This window comes from Pseudoalteromonas sp. PB2-1 (genome assembly GCF_045040605.1).
Lineage (GTDB): Bacteria > Pseudomonadota > Gammaproteobacteria > Enterobacterales > Alteromonadaceae > Pseudoalteromonas > Pseudoalteromonas arabiensis.
In genome coordinates this window covers 551,197-572,242 of the sequence record NZ_CP090668.1, presented here as the reverse complement: position 1 = coordinate 572,242, position 21,046 = coordinate 551,197, and the positions used below count along the sequence as shown (strand labels likewise).

The following is a 21,046-nucleotide window of genomic DNA, read 5'->3' as shown; positions in this document are numbered from 1 at the left end:
TGCCCTACTGTTTAGCAACCAAATCTGAATGATTATTTGAAAGAGTGAACGCAATACCATCGCTATTAATGGTTACTGTGTTTGGTGAAATTGGCATACCAGGACCAACACGCGCAGGGCCATTCACAGCAATCACATCGTTTTCGTTTAGACCCGATGTAATTGCTCGTAAGCTGCCGTAACGCTCACCTACCGTCACTAATTTATATTCAAGAACATTGCCCTCACCCACAGTGAGTACAAAGCGATTTTTTAAATCTGTGCCAATTGATCGCTCTGGCACGATAACTTTTTCACTCACCTTATTGGCTGCAAGCTTAATGCGAGCGAATGACCCCGCGCGAAGTTGATGCTCATCGTTTGCAAACACAGCACGCACGCGAAGGGTCCCGGTAGTTTGGTTGATTTGGTTATCAATGAAGTTGATTTTGCCGTTAAAGTTAAAGCGAGACTCACCCACCTTTTGCATCACAACCGCTTGTTCACTTTGCGCTGTCACATCAGCAAATGACTGGTTCCAAGTGCGCTCATCAATATCAAAATAAGCATACATTTGCTGGTTTGATACAATGCTTGTTAACACGCTTTGACCTGCAAGCACGTTGTTACCTTTAGTTATATTGGCACGTGATACCACACCATCAATTGGCGAACGTACTTGGGTAAACTCTAAATCAAGTTCAGCGGCTGTAAGCTCGGCCTGTAGTGCTAGTAGCTGCGCTTCGCGTTGTCTGAGTGTTGATTTACGAGACTCAGCTTGCTCAGTTGAAATAGCTTTACGCTCGGTTAAACGCTCTGCGCGTTTAGCTTCGCTTTTAGCTTGCTCCAATGCAGCCTTAGCACTTTCGATTTGTGCTTTTAGGCTATCAACCACTGCTGCAAAAGGACGTGCATCAAGGGTAAATAGTAAATCCCCTTCTTTTACGCTGTCGCCTTCTTTAAAATTAATTTTATCGATAACACCCGAAACACGCGGCATAAGTGCAACTTCTTGTGGCGCTTCTAAACGCGTAGTATAGGTGTGCCAATTTTGTACTGGTTTAACAAGCACTTTTGCTACGTCAATAGGTTGTAAATGGGGTTGCTGCGCTGCTTGGTTGGCTTCTGTACCGCACCCTGCAAGCGTTAAGCTCGCAATGGTCACCGCCACTGCAAGAATAGATTTGTTCATCACGACTCTCCTGTTAATAGATTGGAGGCAATGTTACGGAACTAATTAGCGGATAAAAATGATAGATTTTTAAATTCATTAATGCCAGAATGGCACCAATGAAATTTAAGGAACTGCTATGGACACCACCAGCCGCTTACTTATGTTGCTTGAAGTGATTGAACGAGGCTCATTTGCAAAAGCCGCAGAGTCTAGGAATATAGACCGTTCGGTCATATCAAAACAAATTAGCCGTCTTGAAGATGAATTAGGTGTGCGCTTACTCAATCGAACAACACGTTCTTTTTCGTTGACTGCCGCTGGTGCTGAAATGGTAAAAAAAGCAGCTGAACTCAGAGATTTATTATCTGATACCGTCAGACTTGCTGAGAATTACCACCAAGAACCCCGTGGTACATTAAAAATTACCTCATCAAGTATTATCGGCAAACGGTATATTCAGCCCGTAATTAATGACTTTCAAAAACGCTTCCCGCAAGTTGAAGTTGAACTTCGTTTAGACGATAGACTGATTGATTTAGTATCTGAAGGCTATGATTTGGCTTTTCGTGTGGGAGAGCCAAAAGACTCATCATTTATAGCTCGGAAAATTGCCCGCAACCGGATGTTACTGCTAGCCTCACCTGAGTTTATTGAAACTTACGGCATGCCAAAGCATGTTGAGGATTTAAAAGAGCTGCCAGCTGCCAGCTATTCAAGTCCAAGTAAACGCGTTAGCGGTATTCGCTATCGCGATGTCAATGGTGATATTGTTGAGCAAAACATCAAAAGTGTCTTTCGCGCTAACGATGCCGAAGTACTTTTAATGAAAGCCATCTCAGGTAATGCTTATGTGCTTGCACCTGCATTTATTCTTAACGATGAAGTAAAACGTGGTGATTTAGTGCCTATTTTAACCGATATGGAATTACTCGATTACAGCGCTGTATACGCGGTTTACCCGCACAGGGATTTGCCAGTAAGAACGCGGCTATTCTTTGATGCGATGCGTGAATTCATCGGTAAAGATATCCCTATCTGGGAAGCGAATATTCCAGAGTTTGATAGCATGTACAAAGGCAGTACGTAGAATCTTAACTCGCTTTATCACACTTAGGGGCTTGCTGATTTAACTCATAGGCCGTTACAACCCTGTTTCGCCCCTGCTTTTTTGCCTGATACAGTGCATCGTCTGCACGTTTTATAAAGTTTTTAAGTGTTTGGTTTGGCATATAACAAGCAACACCAATACTAATTGTTAGGTTTATCGCTTGCTCATCAATAGTGTGGATAGTTGTCGATAAATTCTCTCTAAGCATGTCCGCAAACTCATACGCGCTTTGTGGATCGGTGTGGGGAAGGAATATAGCAAACTCTTCTCCACCAATACGGAAGATAACGTTTTTATTGATTCGCTCAGCAAAAAAGGCCGTAACATTAATTAACACACGGTCACCGACTCCATGGCCAAACTGATCGTTTATTTTTTTAAAATAATCGATATCGATCATTAATACATATGTACCAGGCTTATTAGCCAAGTCCACTTCAAAGTAGTGAGTCATTGCTAAGCGGTTACCAGCCCCTGTGAGTGGGTCTAAAAGTGCTAGATTTTCCAGTCGTTTTCCGTACTCCGCCCGACTATTTTCAAACGTATGAGAAACAGCCCAAATACTAATGTAAGTAAACGAAAAATTAAGTAGAAAATTAACCGTATGTAAAGGCGCTAAGCTTTGCTTTGTACCGAGAATAAATGCTTGAACCACTGCTACTATGAGCGAAAATACAACGCCATATTGTTTACCTAGCAACAAGTAAAATAAAATTGGCAATGAGCATGTCCAAATGAACAACAAGCTTTTAATATTACTAAGGTAAGTACCCAGTGTAACTAGGATTGTTAGGAACACACACAAGCTAAGTGATTGCCATAAATGGGCTGTACGTTTACGCGTGTAAAGGTAGGTGTGAAAACAAAATACCGCAAAACCAACTTCTAAAATACCAAGAAAGTAAAAGTGGTTCATAAATAGATTAAAAAAGGCGAAAATGCTTGCAAGAATGCCCAAACAAAATCCCATCCATTTAAGAACGTTATTTCGTAAAGCTTGGGTGCCACGCAATGCGCCAATATCCATTATTAATCTCATAAACTGTGTGATTGGCTAATTTTAACGCGAAACCAGTATTTTCGGAACATTTTTATTTATTGCAATAATCTATACCATCAACTAGTCAATAAAGAGTGATGATTATGAAAAAGAGCAACCGAATAGCTTAGCAAATATTTATGGCATTCCTTGTTGCATCAGCTCACAAAATAGGTTTGCCAGTAAACACTAAACTACTTTAACTGGATGCAATGAAGGTTTAATCATCAATTAAATCGCTCACTTCTTCAATTAACTCATCAAACTCTTCATCAATGTTACGTCGTTGCTTCGCTGTGAGAGTGGCCTTTAATGCAACAAGCAGCTTCACATAATTATTAAGGTTTTCATCATCAGCCTTAATTAGCGCTTCACTCATATACAGGCTACGGTTATTAATTATCACCGCTAGGGCTTGGTCAAAATCTTCTGGTTTACTCTCTGCTGTAAAGAGTTTTTTTAGTGCATCCAAACGTGTTTGCTTATACTCAAACCAGAGTAACGAGGTTTCAATTCGATCGTTGGTCGCTGTTTCAATTAGCTCTTTTTGTTCATTGGACAGTGTTCCGAGCCATTCTTTATAATTTTCAAGCTCCTCCTCTAAACGTTTCTTTTTATGTTCAGCAGGTGTTTTCTTTTGATATTCTTCGTACTCATCGTCAATGGATGCTTGGATAGCAGCAACAAATTCAGTGCGCTGTTCTATCGACAGCGAGTTTGCTAAATTGATCAGATCAGGTTTAAGCTTTTCGACTAACGTTTGCCAATGTTGTTTAGCTTGCAGGAAATGCTTTTTTAACTGTTGTTGATTAACATCAACATCAAGCATCGCCTTTAAACTCTCTAAATCTTTTTTGTATAAAGGCAACTGAGTTTCCCTGTGCCAATCTCGACTAGTTTTAACTATTTGCTTAAACTTGTCTGACTGCTCGGAGTTTAGGTCAACATAATCATCAATCCAAAAACCTGATAACCAACCAAGATTGTTATATGTGAAGCTTGGGGAGCAACCTAACGTGCCCATAACCAAACATAAGATAATGAGATTTTTTAATAAATTTTTCATAGGGCTTTTTCTAAACTTTGTTCTTAATTAGCACTTTAGCAAGTTAACGAGCTGTGTAAATATTATTCACTCAGTCTAAATGAAATTAATTGTCATTTAACTATTGACGAACACTTAAATCTAAGTAACAACTTGGCTCACTTCGAAGTTCTCTCAGCAAAATCAATGTCTATAAAGGATTGGTATTGACTCGCCAAGTTTGTTCAAGCTGTAACACTTGATTGTAAGTTGCTTCCTCGACCCAAGCATCGACATAAAACGTTACACTTTACTTGCTACATTGCTCATATCGGTGACGGTAGATATGACACGAAAAAGCCCGCAATGGGCTTTTTTTATTTCTTTAATTTTTCTGTAAAATCTGTATCTTAGGCCTACTTAGAATTTTTAAAGCTTGCCATTGCTGTTAAATTAGGCAATTGAGGTGGTTAGGTCTAAACTAAAAGTGATGTTTCGCCCTTTACTACGATGGCAATGCAATTATCAATAAAAGTTGATATTTAAACTCATTTGGAGGCCGACTATGTTCAAGCCTAATTTAAAATCACTCATACTTTGTAGTGCTCTCATTATTTCACCTTTAGCAACAAGTGCTAGTTTCGAAGACGCCCAGTTAGCTGCGAACGAGGGGCGATTTGAAGAGGCTCTTCAAACGTATAATTACATGGCTGATAGAGGTTATGCCCCTGCTATGTATGAACTTGGTAAGTTATATGAAGGTGGTTTTGGTGTTAGACGTGACTACTATAAGGCCGCAGAGTTGTATCAAAAAGCGGTTAAGAAAATTCATGCTGATTCTATGTTTGCCCTTGGCGTACTCTACCAAGAAGGCAAAGGTGTAAAGCTCGATAAAGAAAAAGCAATTTCACTTTTTGAAATGGCGGCACAAAAAAATCACCCCGCAGCACAGTACAATTTAGGTGTGATGTACGCGAATGGCGAAGGTGTATTACAAGATTACCGTACTGCCATGAGTTGGTATCAAAAAGCGGCCGCAAATAACTTTTCGTTGGCGCAGTTTAATATGGCATTGATGTATTATGATGGCTTAGGCGTCCCTAAGAACCTAGAAAAATCATATATTTGGAATACAATTGCTGAATACAACGGCAATATGGATGCAAGTCATAGTCGTAAACTAGACGAGCGAAACATGATGCCGGCAGAGATTGAAGCAGCTAAAGAAAAGGCTGATGCTATTTACGCTAAAATTCAGGCAGGTCTTTATGCGCCTGATGGCCGCCTGTAGTGTCAGGTACTTGCGTCTACTGGCGCAAGTACATCCATTTTAATAGCTTAATTAATAATTTATTTTGTTTTAAAAGCATTGATGTACGCGGATTAAACTTCCCTGACACCAGTGTATTACGAGCGTGGCTAAAAGTCTTAAACCCCTCTATGCCATGATAATGCCCCATTCCAGACTCACCAATACCGCCGAACGGTAGTTGATCCGCTGTTACCTGCATCAAAACATCATTAATCGCAAGTGTGCCACTTCGAATTACCACACTAAGATCAGAAATTACAGTCGAGTCATGACCAAAAATATACAAAGCAAGTGGATGCGGACGACTATTAATATAAGTGGTTACTTGGCTGAGTGAGTCATAGCTCATAATTGGTAATATCGGTCCGAAAATTTCCTCTTGCATGACTTTCATATCATCACTTACTTGAGTGAGAATATGCAAACCCATTCGATGCTTGAGTTCGTCAGCGGTATTCTCTTCATAAGCTGTAAACAACTGTGCGCCTTTTAACTGTGCGTCTTCTACATAGCTAGATAGACGTTCATAATGTGCGCTAGAGATTATCGAGGTTAGGTTTTTTCCTTCAACACCTTGCTGATAATGTTGTTTATAAAGCTCACAAAGCTGCTGAATAAGTTGGTGCTCTAGGTTTTTTGGAACAAATACATAATCAGGTGCAACACATATTTGACCTGCATTATTAAGTTTACCAAATAATAATGTGCGAGCAACGGCTTTAATATTCACATCATCAAGCACAACAACGGGAGATTTACCTCCTAGTTCAAGGGTCACAGGGGTTAAGTGCTGACTTGCCGATTGCATCACTTTACGACCAACCGAGGTTGACCCCGTGAACAGCAGATGTGCAAACGGTATGTCACTAAATGCGGCGGCAATGTCAGGGCCCCCTTCGATGACAACACAATGGTTTGCAAGCTCATCTTTGAATATTTCTGTTAACTGCGCATTGGTATGAGGGGTAAACTCGCTGAGTTTTAGCATAACCCGATTACCAGCCGCTAAAGCGCTAATAACGGGCACAAGGGATAACTGAATAGGGTAATTCCAAGGCGCTATAACACCCACAACCCCTTTAGGTTGATATTGGATGTGGGCATGTGAAGGCCATAAGCTGATCCCAACAGAGCGAGATTCGTTACGTGTCCACTTGGGTAAACGCTTTATGGTGTCAGAAATCGCTTTGACTGTTGGTAGCAGATCTCCAAGCACAGTATCAAAACTTGTTCGATAGCCAAAGTCTTTACTCGCAGCAGCAACAAGCTGTTGCTCATTCTCAATCAACCTCTTTTTAATCGTTTTTAAGAGGTTTATACGTGTTTGTATTGGCAGGAAAGGTTGAGATAAAAAAGCGTTATTCAACTGCTCGAATTGATTAATCAACCCCATTTGAGTATTCGTCAAAATTGAACCCCTTAAAAGATTAAGTTCAGACTATAACCTTCTATAATTCTGTGGGCAATATTACACGTTGAAAAACAGCACCCAGTTGGGTGCTGTTGATTGGTTGGATGGTTGGTTTAAACCCTGACGGATTAGAAACCGAAAACAGCAGCTACAAGGGTCATTGTCACTATGGTGATCATCGCGATGGCGATAATATTCAGTGCAAAACCAGAGCGGATCATGTCACGCATTTGAATTTGCCCAGAGCCAAACACAATGGCATTTGGTGGCGTTGCTACAGGCATCATAAACGCACAACTACACGCAATTGCCGCTGGAATAACCCAAACAAGTGGCGTACCAAATACTGATTCAGCAACCGGGCCTAACAGTGGCAAGAAGCCCGCAGCTGTGGCCGTATTGCTGGTAATCTCTGTTAAGAAAGTAATTAACGCGGTTACAGCTAATACGCTCAGTACCAGAGGTATAGCACTAGCACCTTCAATCATATGCGCTATGTATTCAGCTAAGCCTGATGACTTTATTTGTGCCGCCAATGTTAAACCACCACCGAACAGTAATAAAACACCCCACGGTACTTTCGCTGCACTCTCCCAATCAAGGATACGCTCACCGTCGCCTTTATTAGCAGGTAGTACGAATAACAGCAGCGCAGCTGCAATAGCAATCCCAGTGTCTGATACATTTAATCCTGAGTAATCAGCGATCAAAGGTCTGAAGATCCAGCAAATAGCTGCTAAAGCAAATACCAGGGCAACGCCCTTCTCTGCACGCTGCATTGCTCCCAGCTCTTGAAGCTGAGACAAAAAGAGTGATTTAGTGTCCTTACTGGCCGCTTTTGCACATTGTGTATCTACTTTATAGGCAAATTTAGTCAACCACACCCAGCATAAAATAAGCATAATGGTCGCAAGGGGTACACCGACTTTCATCCACTCGGCAAAGCCAATATCTATCTTGTAGCTGTCTGACAAATAGGCAGCCATTAATGCATTTGGCGGGGTACCAATAAGTGTTGCAATACCACCAATACTTGCACCATAAGCGATGGATAATAATAATGCTTTACCAAATTGGTCATTTTCTGGGTTTGACTGCTTAACCAACATAGTAATCGACATCGCAATCGGTAACATCATCACTGCTGTCGCTGTATTAGACATCCACATTGATAAGAAAGCCGTTACTAACATCATGGCTAAAATTTGTAGACTTGGCTTAGTCCCTGCACGAAGCATAGTGTTAAGTGCAATACGCTTATGTAGACCCCAACGCTCCATCGCGATTGAGATCAAAAAGCCGCCTAAGAATAAAAAGATCAAAGGGTGTGCATAAGGTGCTGCGACGCCTTTGATTGCAGCAATATCAGCAAGAGGAGATATAACAAGAGGCAATAAAGATGTTGCGGGAATTGGCACAACCTCACTCACCCACCAAGAAGCCATCCAAAAAGCAAGGCCTGCCGTTCTTAAAGCTGGTACACTCATACCAGCAGGTGGCTCAATAAAGCACGTTAACAGCATCACCAATGGGCCTAGTAATAACATTACTGTGCTCATTAATGGGCGTGGCTGTGTACCATCTTTTGTTTGATTAACTAATGACATACTAACTCCTAGAACTTGTATTTAAGACCAAGCGCAATACTGTTGTCTGATTCAAGTTCAAGATCTAAATCAGTGTAAAATAAGTAAGCAGTAGTTTGTTTATCAAATACGTAGTCAAGTCCCGCTGTCCATTGCTTGCCCTCTTCTGCATGACGGATTTTAGAGTCATCTTTCACGTATTGAAGCTTTGGTACCCACTTATCAATGGTGTAACTAGCACTGAGTGCATAACCATTCCCTTCTTTTATGCCATCGGTAGATTCACTGCGTTGAAATAAGCCGCCCAGTTGCAAATTGTCATACTTCCACGTTGCAACAACTCGACTTGCCGTTAATTTATTTAACGCATCAACATGGCTTATAGCAACATAGTATGTTTTTGATTTTAATGCACGGTCACCATAAATAATAGTTGCAGCAAAACCAGCCTCATCATTACTGCTATCATCTTTAGGTGCATAAGTAAGTGCTAAAGATGCACCACCATAGGTCTTAGAACTGTAGGTAATTGTGTCGCCAATACGATCTTGACCTGGAATGAGCTGTGCGATATCTGCTTGGGTTTCGTTAAAACCGTCTATTTTACCTTCTGAGTATTTAAAACGAGTATCATTACGACCAACAACCACTTCACCAAAATTACCTGCAAGACCTAAGTAGGTATTACGCGCTGAAAATGGTTCGTCAGTATCATCATGCTCAAAACCCTTCACTTGTACTTCATATTTGAAAACGGCTTTCAGGGATTCTGTTAGTTTATGACTACCTTTAATACCAATTCGAGAAAATGGTGCTTCAATTTGAGTACCTTCATCGACGTATCGCATAACACCAGTATCAGTGTTTGCTATTTGGACTTCCGCTTTACCGTATATTGCATAATCAGCAGCAAATGCTGAGCTGGCAAAACAGGCTATTGCTACACCCGCCGCAAGGTGTGTTTTTGTTTGAGTTAATATTGTTGTCATTATGTGCCCCCTGTTATTAGGTTCAAATTGTTGTTCCTAACAACAGAGGCAAATTGGTTGCCAACTCAAATTATTAAATTAAATACCTTTTATAACAGTGCAGTGTCACTATTTAATCAATTTAAAAGGCGAAAAACGTGCGGTTTCCCACACAATTAAAACGCTTATTTGTCACCAAACCCACACTAATCTTTAAACATATCGCGGTTGATTCCATATTTTGCCATCTTGTCATAAAGAGTTTTGCGCGCAATCTGCAAGGTTGCCATGGTATTTTTGATACTCGCGTTGTTTCTCTCTAGCGCATCTTCAATTAATGATTGTTCATAAAAACTGACTTTTTCCGCTAAGCTTAAATCTTGTGCGAGTTCATTATCATTATTATTTTGATTATAAGAGGCAAATGCTAAATCAGAGCCGAGTAACACTGCACGTTCAGCTTGGTTTCTAAGTTCTCGAACATTCCCTGGCCAATCATAAGCGAGCAGCCGCTGTTTAGCCTCGGTGCTAAGTGGTGCGGGCGGCTTATGAAACCGTGTCGCAGCAATCGAGCTAAAGTGCTTAAACAATAATGGAATATCGGCCTTTCTATCCCTAAGAGCTGGAATACTCACTTTAACTAAATTTAAGCGATAATATAAATCGGCTCTAAAATCGCCTGTTTCAACCAGTTTTAACAAATCAACTTTGGTTGCTGCGACAATACGCACATCAAGATCGATTGCATGATTATCACCAACCGGAGTCACTTTCCTTTCTTCAAGAACACGAAGTAATTTAACTTGTAAGCTTGCCGGTGTTGATTCGATTTCATCTAAAAAAACAGTGCCACCTTTAGCAAATTCAAACTTACCTTGGCGAGACTGAGTCGCGCCTGTGTACGCGCCACTGGCTGCACCAAATAACTCACTCTCGATTAATTGCTCTGGAATAGCACCACAGTTAATAGCAACAAAATTAGCACTAGAACGATTACTTTGATCATGTAAGTAACGGGCCACAAGCTCTTTCCCTGTTCCTGTTTCTCCCTCTATTAATACATCTGCGGGTGTATCAATCACGGCATTAAGTAAATGCATCATTTGCTGCATTTGTTCGGTTTCACCTAAAATACGCACACCTGGCGCGGATGTTTTTTCGACTGCAAGTTTTAATGCGCGATTTTCCATCACTAAAGCACGCTTTTCACAGGCTCTAGCAATACAGTCAAGCAGTTGCTCCGTGAGTGGCTTTTCAAATAAGTCATAGGCGCCAAGTTGCATTGCTTTTACAGCAACAGAGACATCAGCATAACCCGTTAAAAAGATAACGGGTAATTCGCTGTCAAATGCCCTTACTTGTTCAAGAAAAGCCAAACCGTCCATTTTCGGCATATTAATGTCACTTAAAACAACTCCCTCAAAGCGGCGACTTAACTTTGTTAAAGCACTCACAGGTTCATTAAAACATTGCACTTGATAGCCTTCAATTTCCAGTAGTTGCTTTAATGAATCTCGAATCATGGCCTCATCATCAATAACAATGACTTGCTTACAAGCCCCCGTAACTAAGCTCATTGTGTTTCCTTATTCGTTTGCAATGTAATAATAAATTGGGCACCACCAGCAGGCCGGTTATGAGCACTTAAGCGGCCATTAAATGAGTCGATAATTTGCCGTGAAATTGATAAACCCAGCCCTAAACCATTACTCGTCTTGGTGCTGTAAAATGGCTCAAAAATATTGCCTAAAGCATGCTGATCAATCCCTGGCCCCGTATCTAATATTGATAATTTCACACGATTATCAAATAACTCCAATTCGAAACTTAACTCTCGCTGTTCACACTCAGACATAGCTTGACTGGCATTGGTTATTACGTTCACCAAAACTTGCTCGAACTTAACGCTATCGACCAAAACGCTAATGTGCTCATCTATGTTTGCGTTTTTAATAGTAACGGCGTCTTGCTTAAGTTGCGCGCTGGCGATCATCAAGGCATTTTTTAACATCTGGGCGAGGCTATGTTGGCGTAACTGAGTCTGTGATGGCTTACTAAAGTGCTTAAGTTGTGCCACAATTTTATGTACGCGCTCAATTAATGACTGAACTAAAACGAGGTTTTCGCCAGCCCGCGCTATATCGCCTTTTCCAAGCAGCCGCTTGGCACTGACTAAATAAGTGCTCATTGCGCTAAGTGGCTGGTTTATCTCATGGTTTATGCCTGCACTTAACTGCCCTATCGTAGCAAGCTTAGCCGTTTGAATAAGCGCCTTTTGCGCTTTCTCTAATGCTTGGGTTCGTTCAATGACTTCTTGCTCCAAGCTATGACGAGAAAAAAGTAACTTCTTATAACCTGCAAACCTCACCATCGACATATGAATTAACGCTGCAAGTACAACATAAAATAAACAAAACCATAAAAGTCTGGGGATTTGTGCGGCTGATAAATGGCTTATATCAACCAATACAGTCGCTTTTGCTTGGATAATATCGATATTTTGGGATGCAGCAACAAAGCTTGCATGTTTGTCGTTAAGTACAATTCGCTGTAATGCAATATTTTCGCTAAGCGCTTGCCCTGAATAAGCTAATCTTTTGGGAATGTGTGATAAATACCGTCTTGAATCAATGAGATTCGCCATCGCCTGTTCATTTAACCTGTTCAACGAAGTCAAACGCCAACTTGCCACATCTGACATTACAATGACGCTATCGGGCAAGGAAATATAAAAATGTGTGCTTTGAGATGTATTTAATAGTTGGCGGTCTTGTTCAAACTTTTTTGCATTGACTTTTAAACTGACAACGGCAATGACTTTGCCATCTTCAATCACAGGTTCCGAAAAATAAAAGCCTCGTTCACTGGAACGCATTCCAAGGGCAAAGTAGGCTACTTTTTGTTTGTTTTTAGCTAAATAAAAGTACGGCCTAAATGCAAAGTTACTTCCTAAAAAGGTATAGTCAACTTGCCAATTACTACTTGCGATGACTGAGCCTGTTAAGTCCATTAAATAAACATCAGAGGCTCCGCTGGCTTTTTGAATATCTTCGAGGTAATAATTAACCGCTTGCTCGCCAATTTTTTTATTCGAAACAAACGATTTAACTAAGTTATTTGCGCTAACAAGAGAGGGAATCGTTGCAAAGCGAGCCAGTTCACTTGAAAAGTAATGGCTTAATTGTGAGGCTTGAACAGCACTTTGCTGCTTGGCTTTATCAAAATCGTGTTGTCTACCAAAGTAAAAAACAAGTACTAACAAGCACACCAACAGCGCAACAGCGCCCACTAATTTTTTACTTAACGATGACATTGTGACCTTAAGTCATAACACTACTAGAATTTGACTTGGTAGTGTAACGATAATTCTTCGGTTGTTCCAGCCACAGCACCACTGGCAACGCGAGGGTCAAAAACATCATAGCGTTTGCCAAATAAATTCTCAGCTTTTAAGGCTAAATGGCTTTTATCCGTTAACTGCCATTTGATACTTCCACCTAGCAAACTATATGCTGATTGTTTAAAGTAATCGCCATTTTCAGCACTTACCTCTACTGTATCACGCCAAATTACATTTAAATTGATTTGCCAGTTATCAAAAAGGTTGTAGCTTGTAATTAAACTAGCAAATCGCTTAAAGCTAGGGTTAATAGGATCATGGAAGTACTGCGTGTAAGTTCCAGACAAGCGCAGGCTCTCATCAATTTGCCATACACCATCTAGCTCAACACCACTATTTTGTGTATTAAATGAGTTAGCAAAGGTAAAGAAAGCCTCACTTCCTTCGTAAGGTTCTACGTTTACAAAGTCATTTAATTCGTTGTAGAACAAAACCGTATTCAGTTGTAATTTGTCAGTCTCGTAATGCCAAACAAGTTCTGTTGTTTTTACTTGCTCTGAGTCAAGAGACGGATTACCAATGGTCACGTTGTCATTTGAAAATAACTCATTAGTGACAGGCGTCCTAAACGACTCGCCATATTGAACTTTTAATGTATGCTGGGGATTAATAATAAGTATACTTGCTAAGCGCGGTGATAATTTACTATCAATGTTGTTAACGTTGTCGTAACGTGCCCCAACAAAAAACGTGAACATCTCAGAGTAAGGAATTTTTACCTGCCCATAGGCGCTGTACGTCTCAAAAGTATATTTCAACGAGTCAAATTCAGGAAAATCCAATACAGTAACGATGCCTTGTTGATAATACTCTGGCGCAACTATGACTAGTTCAGATTCGCTATCATAATAGGTGGTTCTAACGCCCGCCTCTACCTGCTCAGCTTGAGCATATTCTAAACCCGCTACTAACTGCCATTGATTATCAAATTGGTAGTTTAGTTCTGTGTCAAATTTCGTGTCTATTGTTTGCCATTCAGGGCCGAGTAAAAAATCGGGTATATCAGAGAAAGTGGCAATTAAACCGGCACTTGAAATAGCATGTTCCGTGTATGAAAGGTGACTATCTACAGTTAGGTTATCGCTTTCGAACCATGTGTAGTTAACACCTAAAAACTGATTATCGCTTGTGTGATGGTTTTGAGATGAGTAACCTGCAAGATTTAAAAACTCATCCAATTTTGTTTTGTTGTATCGCGCACGCAGTTCAAGTTGGTCAACATCAAGCCCTGCTTCAAAATAAACTGCTTGTAAGGGGTCTCGTACTCCTTGAGCGTACTTTTCGCCATCTTTCTGGTCATAAGAAAGTGAAAAGAATGCAGATATTTGTTCGTTAAATTGCCTATGGAACTGCCCAGTAAGCCCAATACGCCCGTTACTACCTGCCAGTACGTTGAGTGAATTACGCTCTTGACTGGTGACAATATTCATCACTCCAAGGAACGCATTACTGCCGTACAAAGCCGAGCCAGGGCCTCTTATAAACTCAATTTTTTCAATGATATCAATAGGGATATATGGCATGTAAACAGATGCTTTACCAAATGATGATTCATTGACTCGCTCTCCATTGATCATCACTAAGACATTGCCATTATCTAAATAGACACCGCGGGCATGTTCTTTAGGAACCGCCCCAACCCAGTCTCCCCGTGTTGATTGCATACCAGGCACAAAATTCATCACCTCATAGGCATTATCAACTCCTAAAGCCTGTATTTGATTGCGGGTAAACACACTCATTGTAGAAGGGACAGAAGAAAGGGTTTCATTCGTTTTACTGGCAATATCAACCTGAACATTGAGTAAATCCTCAAAGCTTAGATTAAATAAATCTTGCTCAATATTCACCATTTCAGCAGTAGAAGCGGCCGAATACAAAAAGAGCGAGAGAATTGCTGAACATCTTAAAAACATTTGCTGCGTAAGACCTGTATCAAAGCAACGTGCTGACATGCAACACACCATTTACACTATTAATACAAAAGATAGACACGCTTGCAATATTTTTATAGCTTAAGTCACAAAAAAGCTCATTAACAACAGCTTAAATGCTTTATTAATGAGCTTAACCCTTAACAGCAGAGAAATTATTAAATTTTTCTAGCTAAATTGTTTGGCGCTGTCTGTGCGTTTATTTTTGATATATTTATACAAACCTATTAAGGAGGCAGCAATCCAGAAAATTTCAATGACAAAACTAGCTAAGTTGAAATTGTAGCACAGACTAATCAGCAGCAAGATTGCGCCTGTTAAGTTCATCATATTGTAAACAAGCCCTGTCGGAGACGCCTTGTTTAGTTGCAGTAAGAAAAAAGCACCAACAACTAGAAATGTACCTGTCATGCCAATAATATCAAATAAAAGTGCTATCACGTTTATGTGTCCATTATATTCAATTTGTTTATACCCAAATAACTGGCCCAATCCATGGGGAGGGTTGATTTCATTCGTTGAAACAGCAAACCGAGAGATGGTATCAGAATAAAAAGAACAAACGAGGATAAATGTCCGTATTTAATTTCTATTTATGGTTAACCTTGCCACCGATGATTTTTAATGCGGGCGCCCCACGGATCATAGTTGCGCGTGCAAACGGGCGTTCACATTGCGGGCAAATTCCCTGCTTAGAAGTAAAGTCTTGGCTTATACGCTCTATAAAACATTTAACCAGCGCACCTTTGCCACCTTTTCGGTATTTGAATAACTGTGTTTTACATTGACTACAGAAAATATCGACCGTTTTTGTCGGCCCTTTTTTATTGGGTTTAGCCATGACCCTCTCATCAATCGAGTTAGATAAGCTATGCTAACATGGCTAAGGCCATACTCCCAAAACTAAGCCAATAAGTGAAAATTGTAAAATTGAATAGCCTGCATTAACTAAAAACAACTTTAATGGACGTTGCTCAAAAATGTAACATAAACCAAGCGAACTACTCACCCAACACACCCCTACCAAAAACCCTGTACCGACTGACAAACCAACACTTATTTGCTTACCAATGAATAAAGCGAGCGTAAAAGAAATCACGCAACATAGAATAAAGCTGCCACCAAACACACGAAACGGATTGATCTGTTGTAAATCCAGCTCGGTTAAGCCACAGCTTTCCATCCAAATGCGTTTAAATAACCATGGAGAATACCAAACAGCGCCCAGTAAAAAGGAAGCAAGTGCAGCAAATAAAATAGCCAAAAAATTAAGCTCTGAAAAATCCATACACCAAGACTCATACAGCTAGTGATTATTTCTGAATGTAGTTAAGGATCCACAAAGCAGCAAATAAAATGGGACAAATGGAAGGTAAGCTGTTTGGAGTTAATGCTGAACAGGCTTTTTTTGTAATTTCCGCTGTAATGTACGCCTATGCATATTTAATTGTCTGGCCGTTTGGGAGATATTTCCCTCATTTCTGTGTAGCACATGTTGGATATGCTCCCATTCAAGACGCTCAGGTGACATAACTTGGCTCGACTGAGTGTCACTCACAGATGAGTTCGCTTCAACATCTCCTAAAATAATTTTTATTAATGAATTAAAATCAACAGGTTTTGGTAGATAGTCATCAGCCCCTAAACGAATGGCTTCAACAGCGCTGGCGATACTAGCAAAGCCCGTTAGCAACACAATTCGAGCGGTAGGAAATTGTGTTCTGATTGGTTTAATCAAGGTAAGACCATTATCATCGCCAATTTTTAAATCTACCAAAAAGTGGCTTGCTTCAAAAATAGCTAATTTTTCTAATGCTTGCTTACTACTGTGGGCAAGCTCACATGCAAAGCCTTGTTTAACAAAACGCCTTGCCAGTGTATTAGCAAGATTTATATCATCTTCAATAATTAAAAGTTTCATACTATTTTTAAACTAACCATCGCAATAGCACCTTGTTTAGGGTGATTGTATAGTGTTAATGAGCCATTTAAGCGTTCTAAAGTCGCATTAGATAGCATGACTGCCATACCCATACCTGTACTACTTGGCATAAGCTGACCCCCTAATGATGCCATTTGCTGCTCACTAAAGCCTTGACCAAAATCACGTAAAGACAATAAGAGCTGTTGTTTATCTATTTGCCAATCTGCCTCTATGGTGTTTTTTTGATTATTATTATTCGCCGAAACTGCATTTTGTAGCAAATTTAACATAGCAGGCAACAGCATAGCGTCACTCAATATGGAGCATTGTGGTGCATCATTTAGCCAATGTAAGGTTTGCTCAGGAAAATGCAGTGTCATCGCATCTTGAATTGTCTTTTGCAGTGTTTGAGCGCTAATAACCTGCTGTGTTTCACCGGTTCTTAAAGCATTTGAAAGAGCTCTAAAATGAGCGAGTTGTTCTTTACACTGAGACAGTGGTTTAGCCATCTCATGAACAATAGGATCATCAGGCTGTTGCTCTTGCAGCTCTTCGAATAACAACTGTAAGTTGGCAATCGGTGTTGCTAATTGATGTGTCACTTGGGCTGCGGCACCATCGAGTGTCAATAGTTGTTCGTGCCTTAATTGCTGTTCGCGGGTTCGAGCAATAGTGGCTTCTCTTGCTCTTAACGTGCTATTTAGTGTGCCAATGACAAACGCGATAACAATGGCACTAATAACAAAGTTTATCCACATACCGATAAAATGATGTGTCATCTGCATTTGGTGCATGGTGTGTTCAGGCATTTTTATCAATAAAAAACTGTAAGCTGCTATTGCTAGCACTGCAATATAGGCTAGCCCCTTAGCATTCACAGAAACTGCGGCTATCATTATGGGCAGCAACAGTAACGAGACAAATGCATTCGTTGCACCGCCACTTAACGAGAGCAAAATAGTTAAAAAGAGTAAATCAGCGGTAAGTTGCATCAAGACAGCTGTGGGCTTGGCCTTGGTTACTTTGCGATAAGCGAAAATACTTAACAGCTGAAAAACGGCTTCAATACAAATAACAGTTAGCAGAGGTAGTAAAGCTATCTGATATTCAAATAAAAAATACACCGCAATCACAGCAAAAAACTGCACCGCGATGGCGGCACTACGAAGTACTAATAAACGACTTATCGCCGGATCGGTTTGCATAGTGGACTCTTTACGACTTAATCATCGTCCATAGAAATTGTAAACACAGCACAAGGTGTACCTTGGTGAAAGACCATTTGCCATTGTTTGCCATTAAAGCGCCAAAGTGACATACGTACAGAATAATTAAATTCCGCACGTGCAGAGCGCCTAAAAGCAGCTTGATAGCTTAACTGCGCAATATCATCACTCAGCATACGGCCTTTAAAGTGTTGATTATAAAACTGAGGGACAACTTCAGTAGGTAAACGGGTTAAAACTTGGAATTTATTAAACGACGTACCGTCTGCAGCAATTTCGATAAAATCATCATCGAGCAATGCATCAAGCGCCTCAGTTGACTGTCTTACCTCTGGCTCCAGTAATTGTCTTTCCGCATCAATCAAATGATTAAATAACGTCGCTTTAATTTTACCGCTCATCTTTATCCTTACTGTTTGAGCACTTTACCGCCCTGCATCACAAAGTTGACGCTGTTCAGCTGACTTATATCATCAAGAACGTTCATGTTAACACTGATGATATCCGCTTGCTTACCAACACTCAAGTCACCGAGTTTATCACTCTGCCCTAACAGCTTTGCCGCCTCGACAGTCGCGGATTTGATAGCTTGGGTAGGTGTCATGCCATATTTTACAAGTAACTCAAATTCATTGGCATTAGCGCCGTGCCTTGAGACACCAGAATCAGTACCAAATGCAATTTTAACATTGTTTTTTAGCGCAAGTTTAAATGAAGCTTCCATTTTTGGTGCCACAAACTCAACTTTATCTGCTATGGCCTTCGGCATGTTTGGATTACTTAAAGCTTCTTTTTTAACAGTCGCACCTGCTAACAAGGTTGGCACCAAATACGCATCATGCTGTTTAAATAGCTTTATCGTTTCTTTATCTAAAAACGAGCCATGTTCAATTGAGTCAACCCCCGCTTTTAATGCGGCTTTTATTCCTTGTGTACCGTGTGCGTGAGCCGTTACTTTTCGTCCTAAATGATGCGCTGTATTAACAATTGCAGACAGCTCTTTATCGGTAAATTGTTGATTAACACCTGCGGCAGTATTACTCAAAACCCCGCCAGTTGCCGTGATTTTGATCACATCAGCGCCACTTTTTATGACATCACGAACTGCTCTAGTACAATCGTCAGCCCCATTGCAAACGCCTAGCCCAAGACCTACAGCTTCACTGATATCTCGACGATAGCCATGCATATCAGCATGGCCTCCCGTTGGTGTGATCATATCACCTGCTGCAAAAATGCGTGGACCAACGATATCACCTCGCTCTATAGCACGCTTTAACGGAAATATAACTTGATAGCTACTACCTAGGTCACGCACAGAGGTAAACCCAGCCTCGACAGTTCGCTGTAAATACTTTAAAGAGCGTAATGCATTATCAGCTTCGTATTCGGTAGTCCATTGGTGCGGGTTGCGTTTTGCATCGCGCTCAAACGTCACATGCACGTGCATATCAATAAGACCAGGCAGTACCAATTGGTTTTTTAAATCAATAACATCAGCATCACTGAGATTTAACTGCTCTTTAGTTAAGTAACCTGCTTTTATTGCGGCAATTTTGTTGTCTTCAAGAATAAGAGTTTGCTGCTCTTTCACTTCTTGCTCAGTGCCTGCGAGCATTTTTCCAGCATAAATAATCGTAGTGTGCGCGTTAACAGCAAATGCGGATAATAAAGACAGTACCGATAATGTGCTTATTTTTAGATTTATTTTCTTCATAATCGCCTCTTTTTTATACTAGGTTTAACCTAAATGCCGAGTAAATGCCATTATTTGCGACGTGATGGAGCGTTACGCTAGTCTTAAGATGTGAATTTTGATATAACTTTGGGGATATTTAACAAGTCTGACCACATAAAGAGAACACATTATGTCTTATGCCCAAATTACTGGCTGGGGTAAATGTATACCACCAGCAAGCATCAGCAATGATGAAATTAGCAATATTGTTGATACCAATGACGAATGGATCACAACACGTACAGGCATTAAATCTCGTCGTGTCAGCCATGTTTCTACTGCCGATTTAGCCACCGTTGCCGCAAAGCAAGCTCTTGCCTGCGCTGGTGTTGACGCTAAAGACATTGATTTGGTGTTATTGGCTACCTGTACACCTTCTACAATGGTTGCTAACACTGCGTCTTTGGTTCAAAAAAATATTGGTGCGGTAGGCGCCGCAGCGATGGACACCAACGCTGCATGCTCAGGCTTTTTATATGCATTACAAGCTGCAACCGCACAAATTCGTGCAGGCATGATCAAAAAAGCTGTCGTTATTGCTGCTGAACGTATGACTTGGTATGTAAACTGGGCCCGCCGTGACAGTGCGGTATTATTTGGCGATGGCGCGGGTGCAGTTGTATTAGAAGCGTCAGATACACCATCTGGTTTGCTTGCAACCAAAACGGGCTGTGATAGCGAAGACAGAGACATTCTTCACATCGAAAACTTTGGTAGCGATCTTAACAAGTACCAACCAATTGGCCCGTCTAATTTATTATTTGAAGGCCGTGAAATTTTCAAACGTGCTGTAAAAGGCATGAGTGAAGCCTGTGATGATGTTTTAAACCAAGCACAGTTACAACTTGATGATATTGATGTATTAGTGCCTCATCAAGCTAACTTACGCATTATCCAAGCAATTCAACAGCGTCTAAAAGTAGCTGACGAAAAAGTAATGGTTAACATCGCGGATTACGGCAATACATCAGCAGCAACAATTGCCATCGCACTTTGTGAGGCCGTAGAACAAGGCTTAATTAAGCCGCATTCAAATATAATGTCTGCTGCCTTTGGTGCAGGTTTAACGTGGGCTGCAAGCTACATTAAGTGGGGTGAGCGCGTTACGCCAATAGCGAAGTCTGACGCAGCTTTACCACCTTGTGATAAAACAGGACTAGAGTTAGTAGCCCCTGCGGTAGCAGCGTGCAAAGGCACTGAATAATTCAAATTAAATATTAAGC

19 protein-coding genes are annotated in these 21,046 nt (G+C 40.7%); 3 read left to right on the top strand and 16 right to left on the bottom strand.

The window, feature by feature from the left end; all coding sequences use genetic code 11:
- Positions 1–4: 4 nt before the first annotated feature.
- Positions 5–1,171 (bottom strand): efflux RND transporter periplasmic adaptor subunit, encoded by a 1,167-nt coding sequence (locus tag L0Z67_RS19530; RefSeq protein WP_237115612.1) that lies wholly within the window; start codon positions 1,169–1,171, stop codon positions 5–7.
- 118 nt (positions 1,172–1,289) lie between these two features.
- Here L0Z67_RS19530 and L0Z67_RS19525 point away from each other — a divergent pair, with 118 nt between their 5' ends.
- The gene (locus L0Z67_RS19525; protein WP_392353287.1) at positions 1,290–2,240 is read left to right on the top strand and encodes a LysR family transcriptional regulator; all 951 of its coding nucleotides are present in this window, start codon (positions 1,290–1,292) and stop codon (positions 2,238–2,240) included.
- Positions 2,241–2,244: 4 nt separating this feature from the next.
- Here the strand turns inward: L0Z67_RS19525 and L0Z67_RS19520 are convergent, their stop codons facing one another.
- Complete coding sequence (locus tag L0Z67_RS19520) at positions 2,245–3,300, bottom strand: GGDEF domain-containing protein (protein ID WP_237115614.1); 1,056 nt, start codon at positions 3,298–3,300, stop codon at positions 2,245–2,247.
- A 220-nt stretch (positions 3,301–3,520) separates the two neighbouring features.
- A complete protein-coding gene (locus L0Z67_RS19515; protein ID WP_392353286.1) occupies positions 3,521–4,366 on the bottom strand; it encodes a DUF6279 family lipoprotein in 846 nt (281 codons plus the stop codon).
- Between the two features lie 523 nt (positions 4,367–4,889).
- Between L0Z67_RS19515 and L0Z67_RS19510 the strand changes: the two genes are divergently transcribed.
- Positions 4,890–5,615, top strand: a complete 726-nt coding sequence (locus L0Z67_RS19510; protein ID WP_392353284.1) for a tetratricopeptide repeat protein — start codon at positions 4,890–4,892, stop codon at positions 5,613–5,615.
- 16 nt (positions 5,616–5,631) lie between these two features.
- Here the strand turns inward: L0Z67_RS19510 and L0Z67_RS19505 are convergent, their stop codons facing one another.
- The 13 genes from L0Z67_RS19505 to L0Z67_RS19445 form a co-directional block, all read right to left on the bottom strand.
- The gene (locus L0Z67_RS19505) at positions 5,632–7,029 is read right to left on the bottom strand and encodes a coniferyl aldehyde dehydrogenase (RefSeq protein ID WP_392353852.1); all 1,398 of its coding nucleotides are present in this window, start codon (positions 7,027–7,029) and stop codon (positions 5,632–5,634) included.
- A 146-nt stretch (positions 7,030–7,175) separates the two neighbouring features.
- Entirely contained in the window at positions 7,176–8,606 is a 1,431-nt protein-coding gene (locus L0Z67_RS19500; RefSeq protein WP_062568173.1) for an SLC13 family permease, read from the bottom strand.
- A 56-nt stretch (positions 8,607–8,662) separates the two neighbouring features.
- Entirely contained in the window at positions 8,663–9,622 is a 960-nt protein-coding gene (locus L0Z67_RS19495) for a porin (protein WP_237115615.1), read from the bottom strand.
- Between the two features lie 185 nt (positions 9,623–9,807).
- Complete coding sequence (locus L0Z67_RS19490) at positions 9,808–11,178, bottom strand: sigma-54 dependent transcriptional regulator (protein ID WP_062567964.1); 1,371 nt, start codon at positions 11,176–11,178, stop codon at positions 9,808–9,810.
- Positions 11,175–12,914, bottom strand: coding sequence for an ATP-binding protein (locus tag L0Z67_RS19485; protein ID WP_237115616.1), 1,740 nt, complete (start codon positions 12,912–12,914; stop codon positions 11,175–11,177). Before L0Z67_RS19485 ends, L0Z67_RS19490 begins: the two co-directional genes overlap by 4 nt.
- A gap of 23 nt (positions 12,915–12,937) precedes the next feature.
- Positions 12,938–14,956, bottom strand: coding sequence for a TonB-dependent receptor plug domain-containing protein (locus tag L0Z67_RS19480; protein WP_392353281.1), 2,019 nt, complete (start codon positions 14,954–14,956; stop codon positions 12,938–12,940).
- A 147-nt stretch (positions 14,957–15,103) separates the two neighbouring features.
- On the bottom strand, positions 15,104–15,376 hold the full coding sequence (locus L0Z67_RS19475) for a hypothetical protein (RefSeq protein WP_062567966.1): 273 nt from the start codon (positions 15,374–15,376) through the stop codon (positions 15,104–15,106).
- 148 nt (positions 15,377–15,524) lie between these two features.
- A complete protein-coding gene (locus tag L0Z67_RS19470) occupies positions 15,525–15,776 on the bottom strand; it encodes a hypothetical protein (RefSeq protein ID WP_062567967.1) in 252 nt (83 codons plus the stop codon).
- 42 nt (positions 15,777–15,818) lie between these two features.
- Positions 15,819–16,223, bottom strand: a complete 405-nt coding sequence (locus L0Z67_RS19465) for a DUF1761 domain-containing protein (RefSeq protein WP_062567968.1) — start codon at positions 16,221–16,223, stop codon at positions 15,819–15,821.
- 99 nt (positions 16,224–16,322) lie between these two features.
- Positions 16,323–16,856 (bottom strand): response regulator transcription factor, encoded by a 534-nt coding sequence (locus L0Z67_RS19460; protein ID WP_392353278.1) that lies wholly within the window; start codon positions 16,854–16,856, stop codon positions 16,323–16,325.
- Positions 16,853–18,064: a HAMP domain-containing sensor histidine kinase gene (locus L0Z67_RS19455; RefSeq protein ID WP_062568175.1), complete on the bottom strand. Its 1,212-nt coding sequence runs from the start codon at positions 18,062–18,064 to the stop codon at positions 16,853–16,855. Before L0Z67_RS19455 ends, L0Z67_RS19460 begins: the two co-directional genes overlap by 4 nt.
- A 17-nt stretch (positions 18,065–18,081) precedes the next feature.
- Complete coding sequence (locus L0Z67_RS19450; protein WP_062567970.1) at positions 18,082–18,486, bottom strand: DUF4440 domain-containing protein; 405 nt, start codon at positions 18,484–18,486, stop codon at positions 18,082–18,084.
- 8 nt (positions 18,487–18,494) lie between these two features.
- Positions 18,495–19,802: an amidohydrolase family protein gene (locus tag L0Z67_RS19445; protein ID WP_062567971.1), complete on the bottom strand. Its 1,308-nt coding sequence runs from the start codon at positions 19,800–19,802 to the stop codon at positions 18,495–18,497.
- Positions 19,803–19,953: 151 nt separating this feature from the next.
- On the opposite strand from L0Z67_RS19445, the gene L0Z67_RS19440 reads away from it, so the two are divergent.
- Entirely contained in the window at positions 19,954–21,027 is a 1,074-nt protein-coding gene (locus tag L0Z67_RS19440; protein ID WP_237115620.1) for a ketoacyl-ACP synthase III, read from the top strand.
- Positions 21,028–21,046 lie beyond the last annotated feature (19 nt).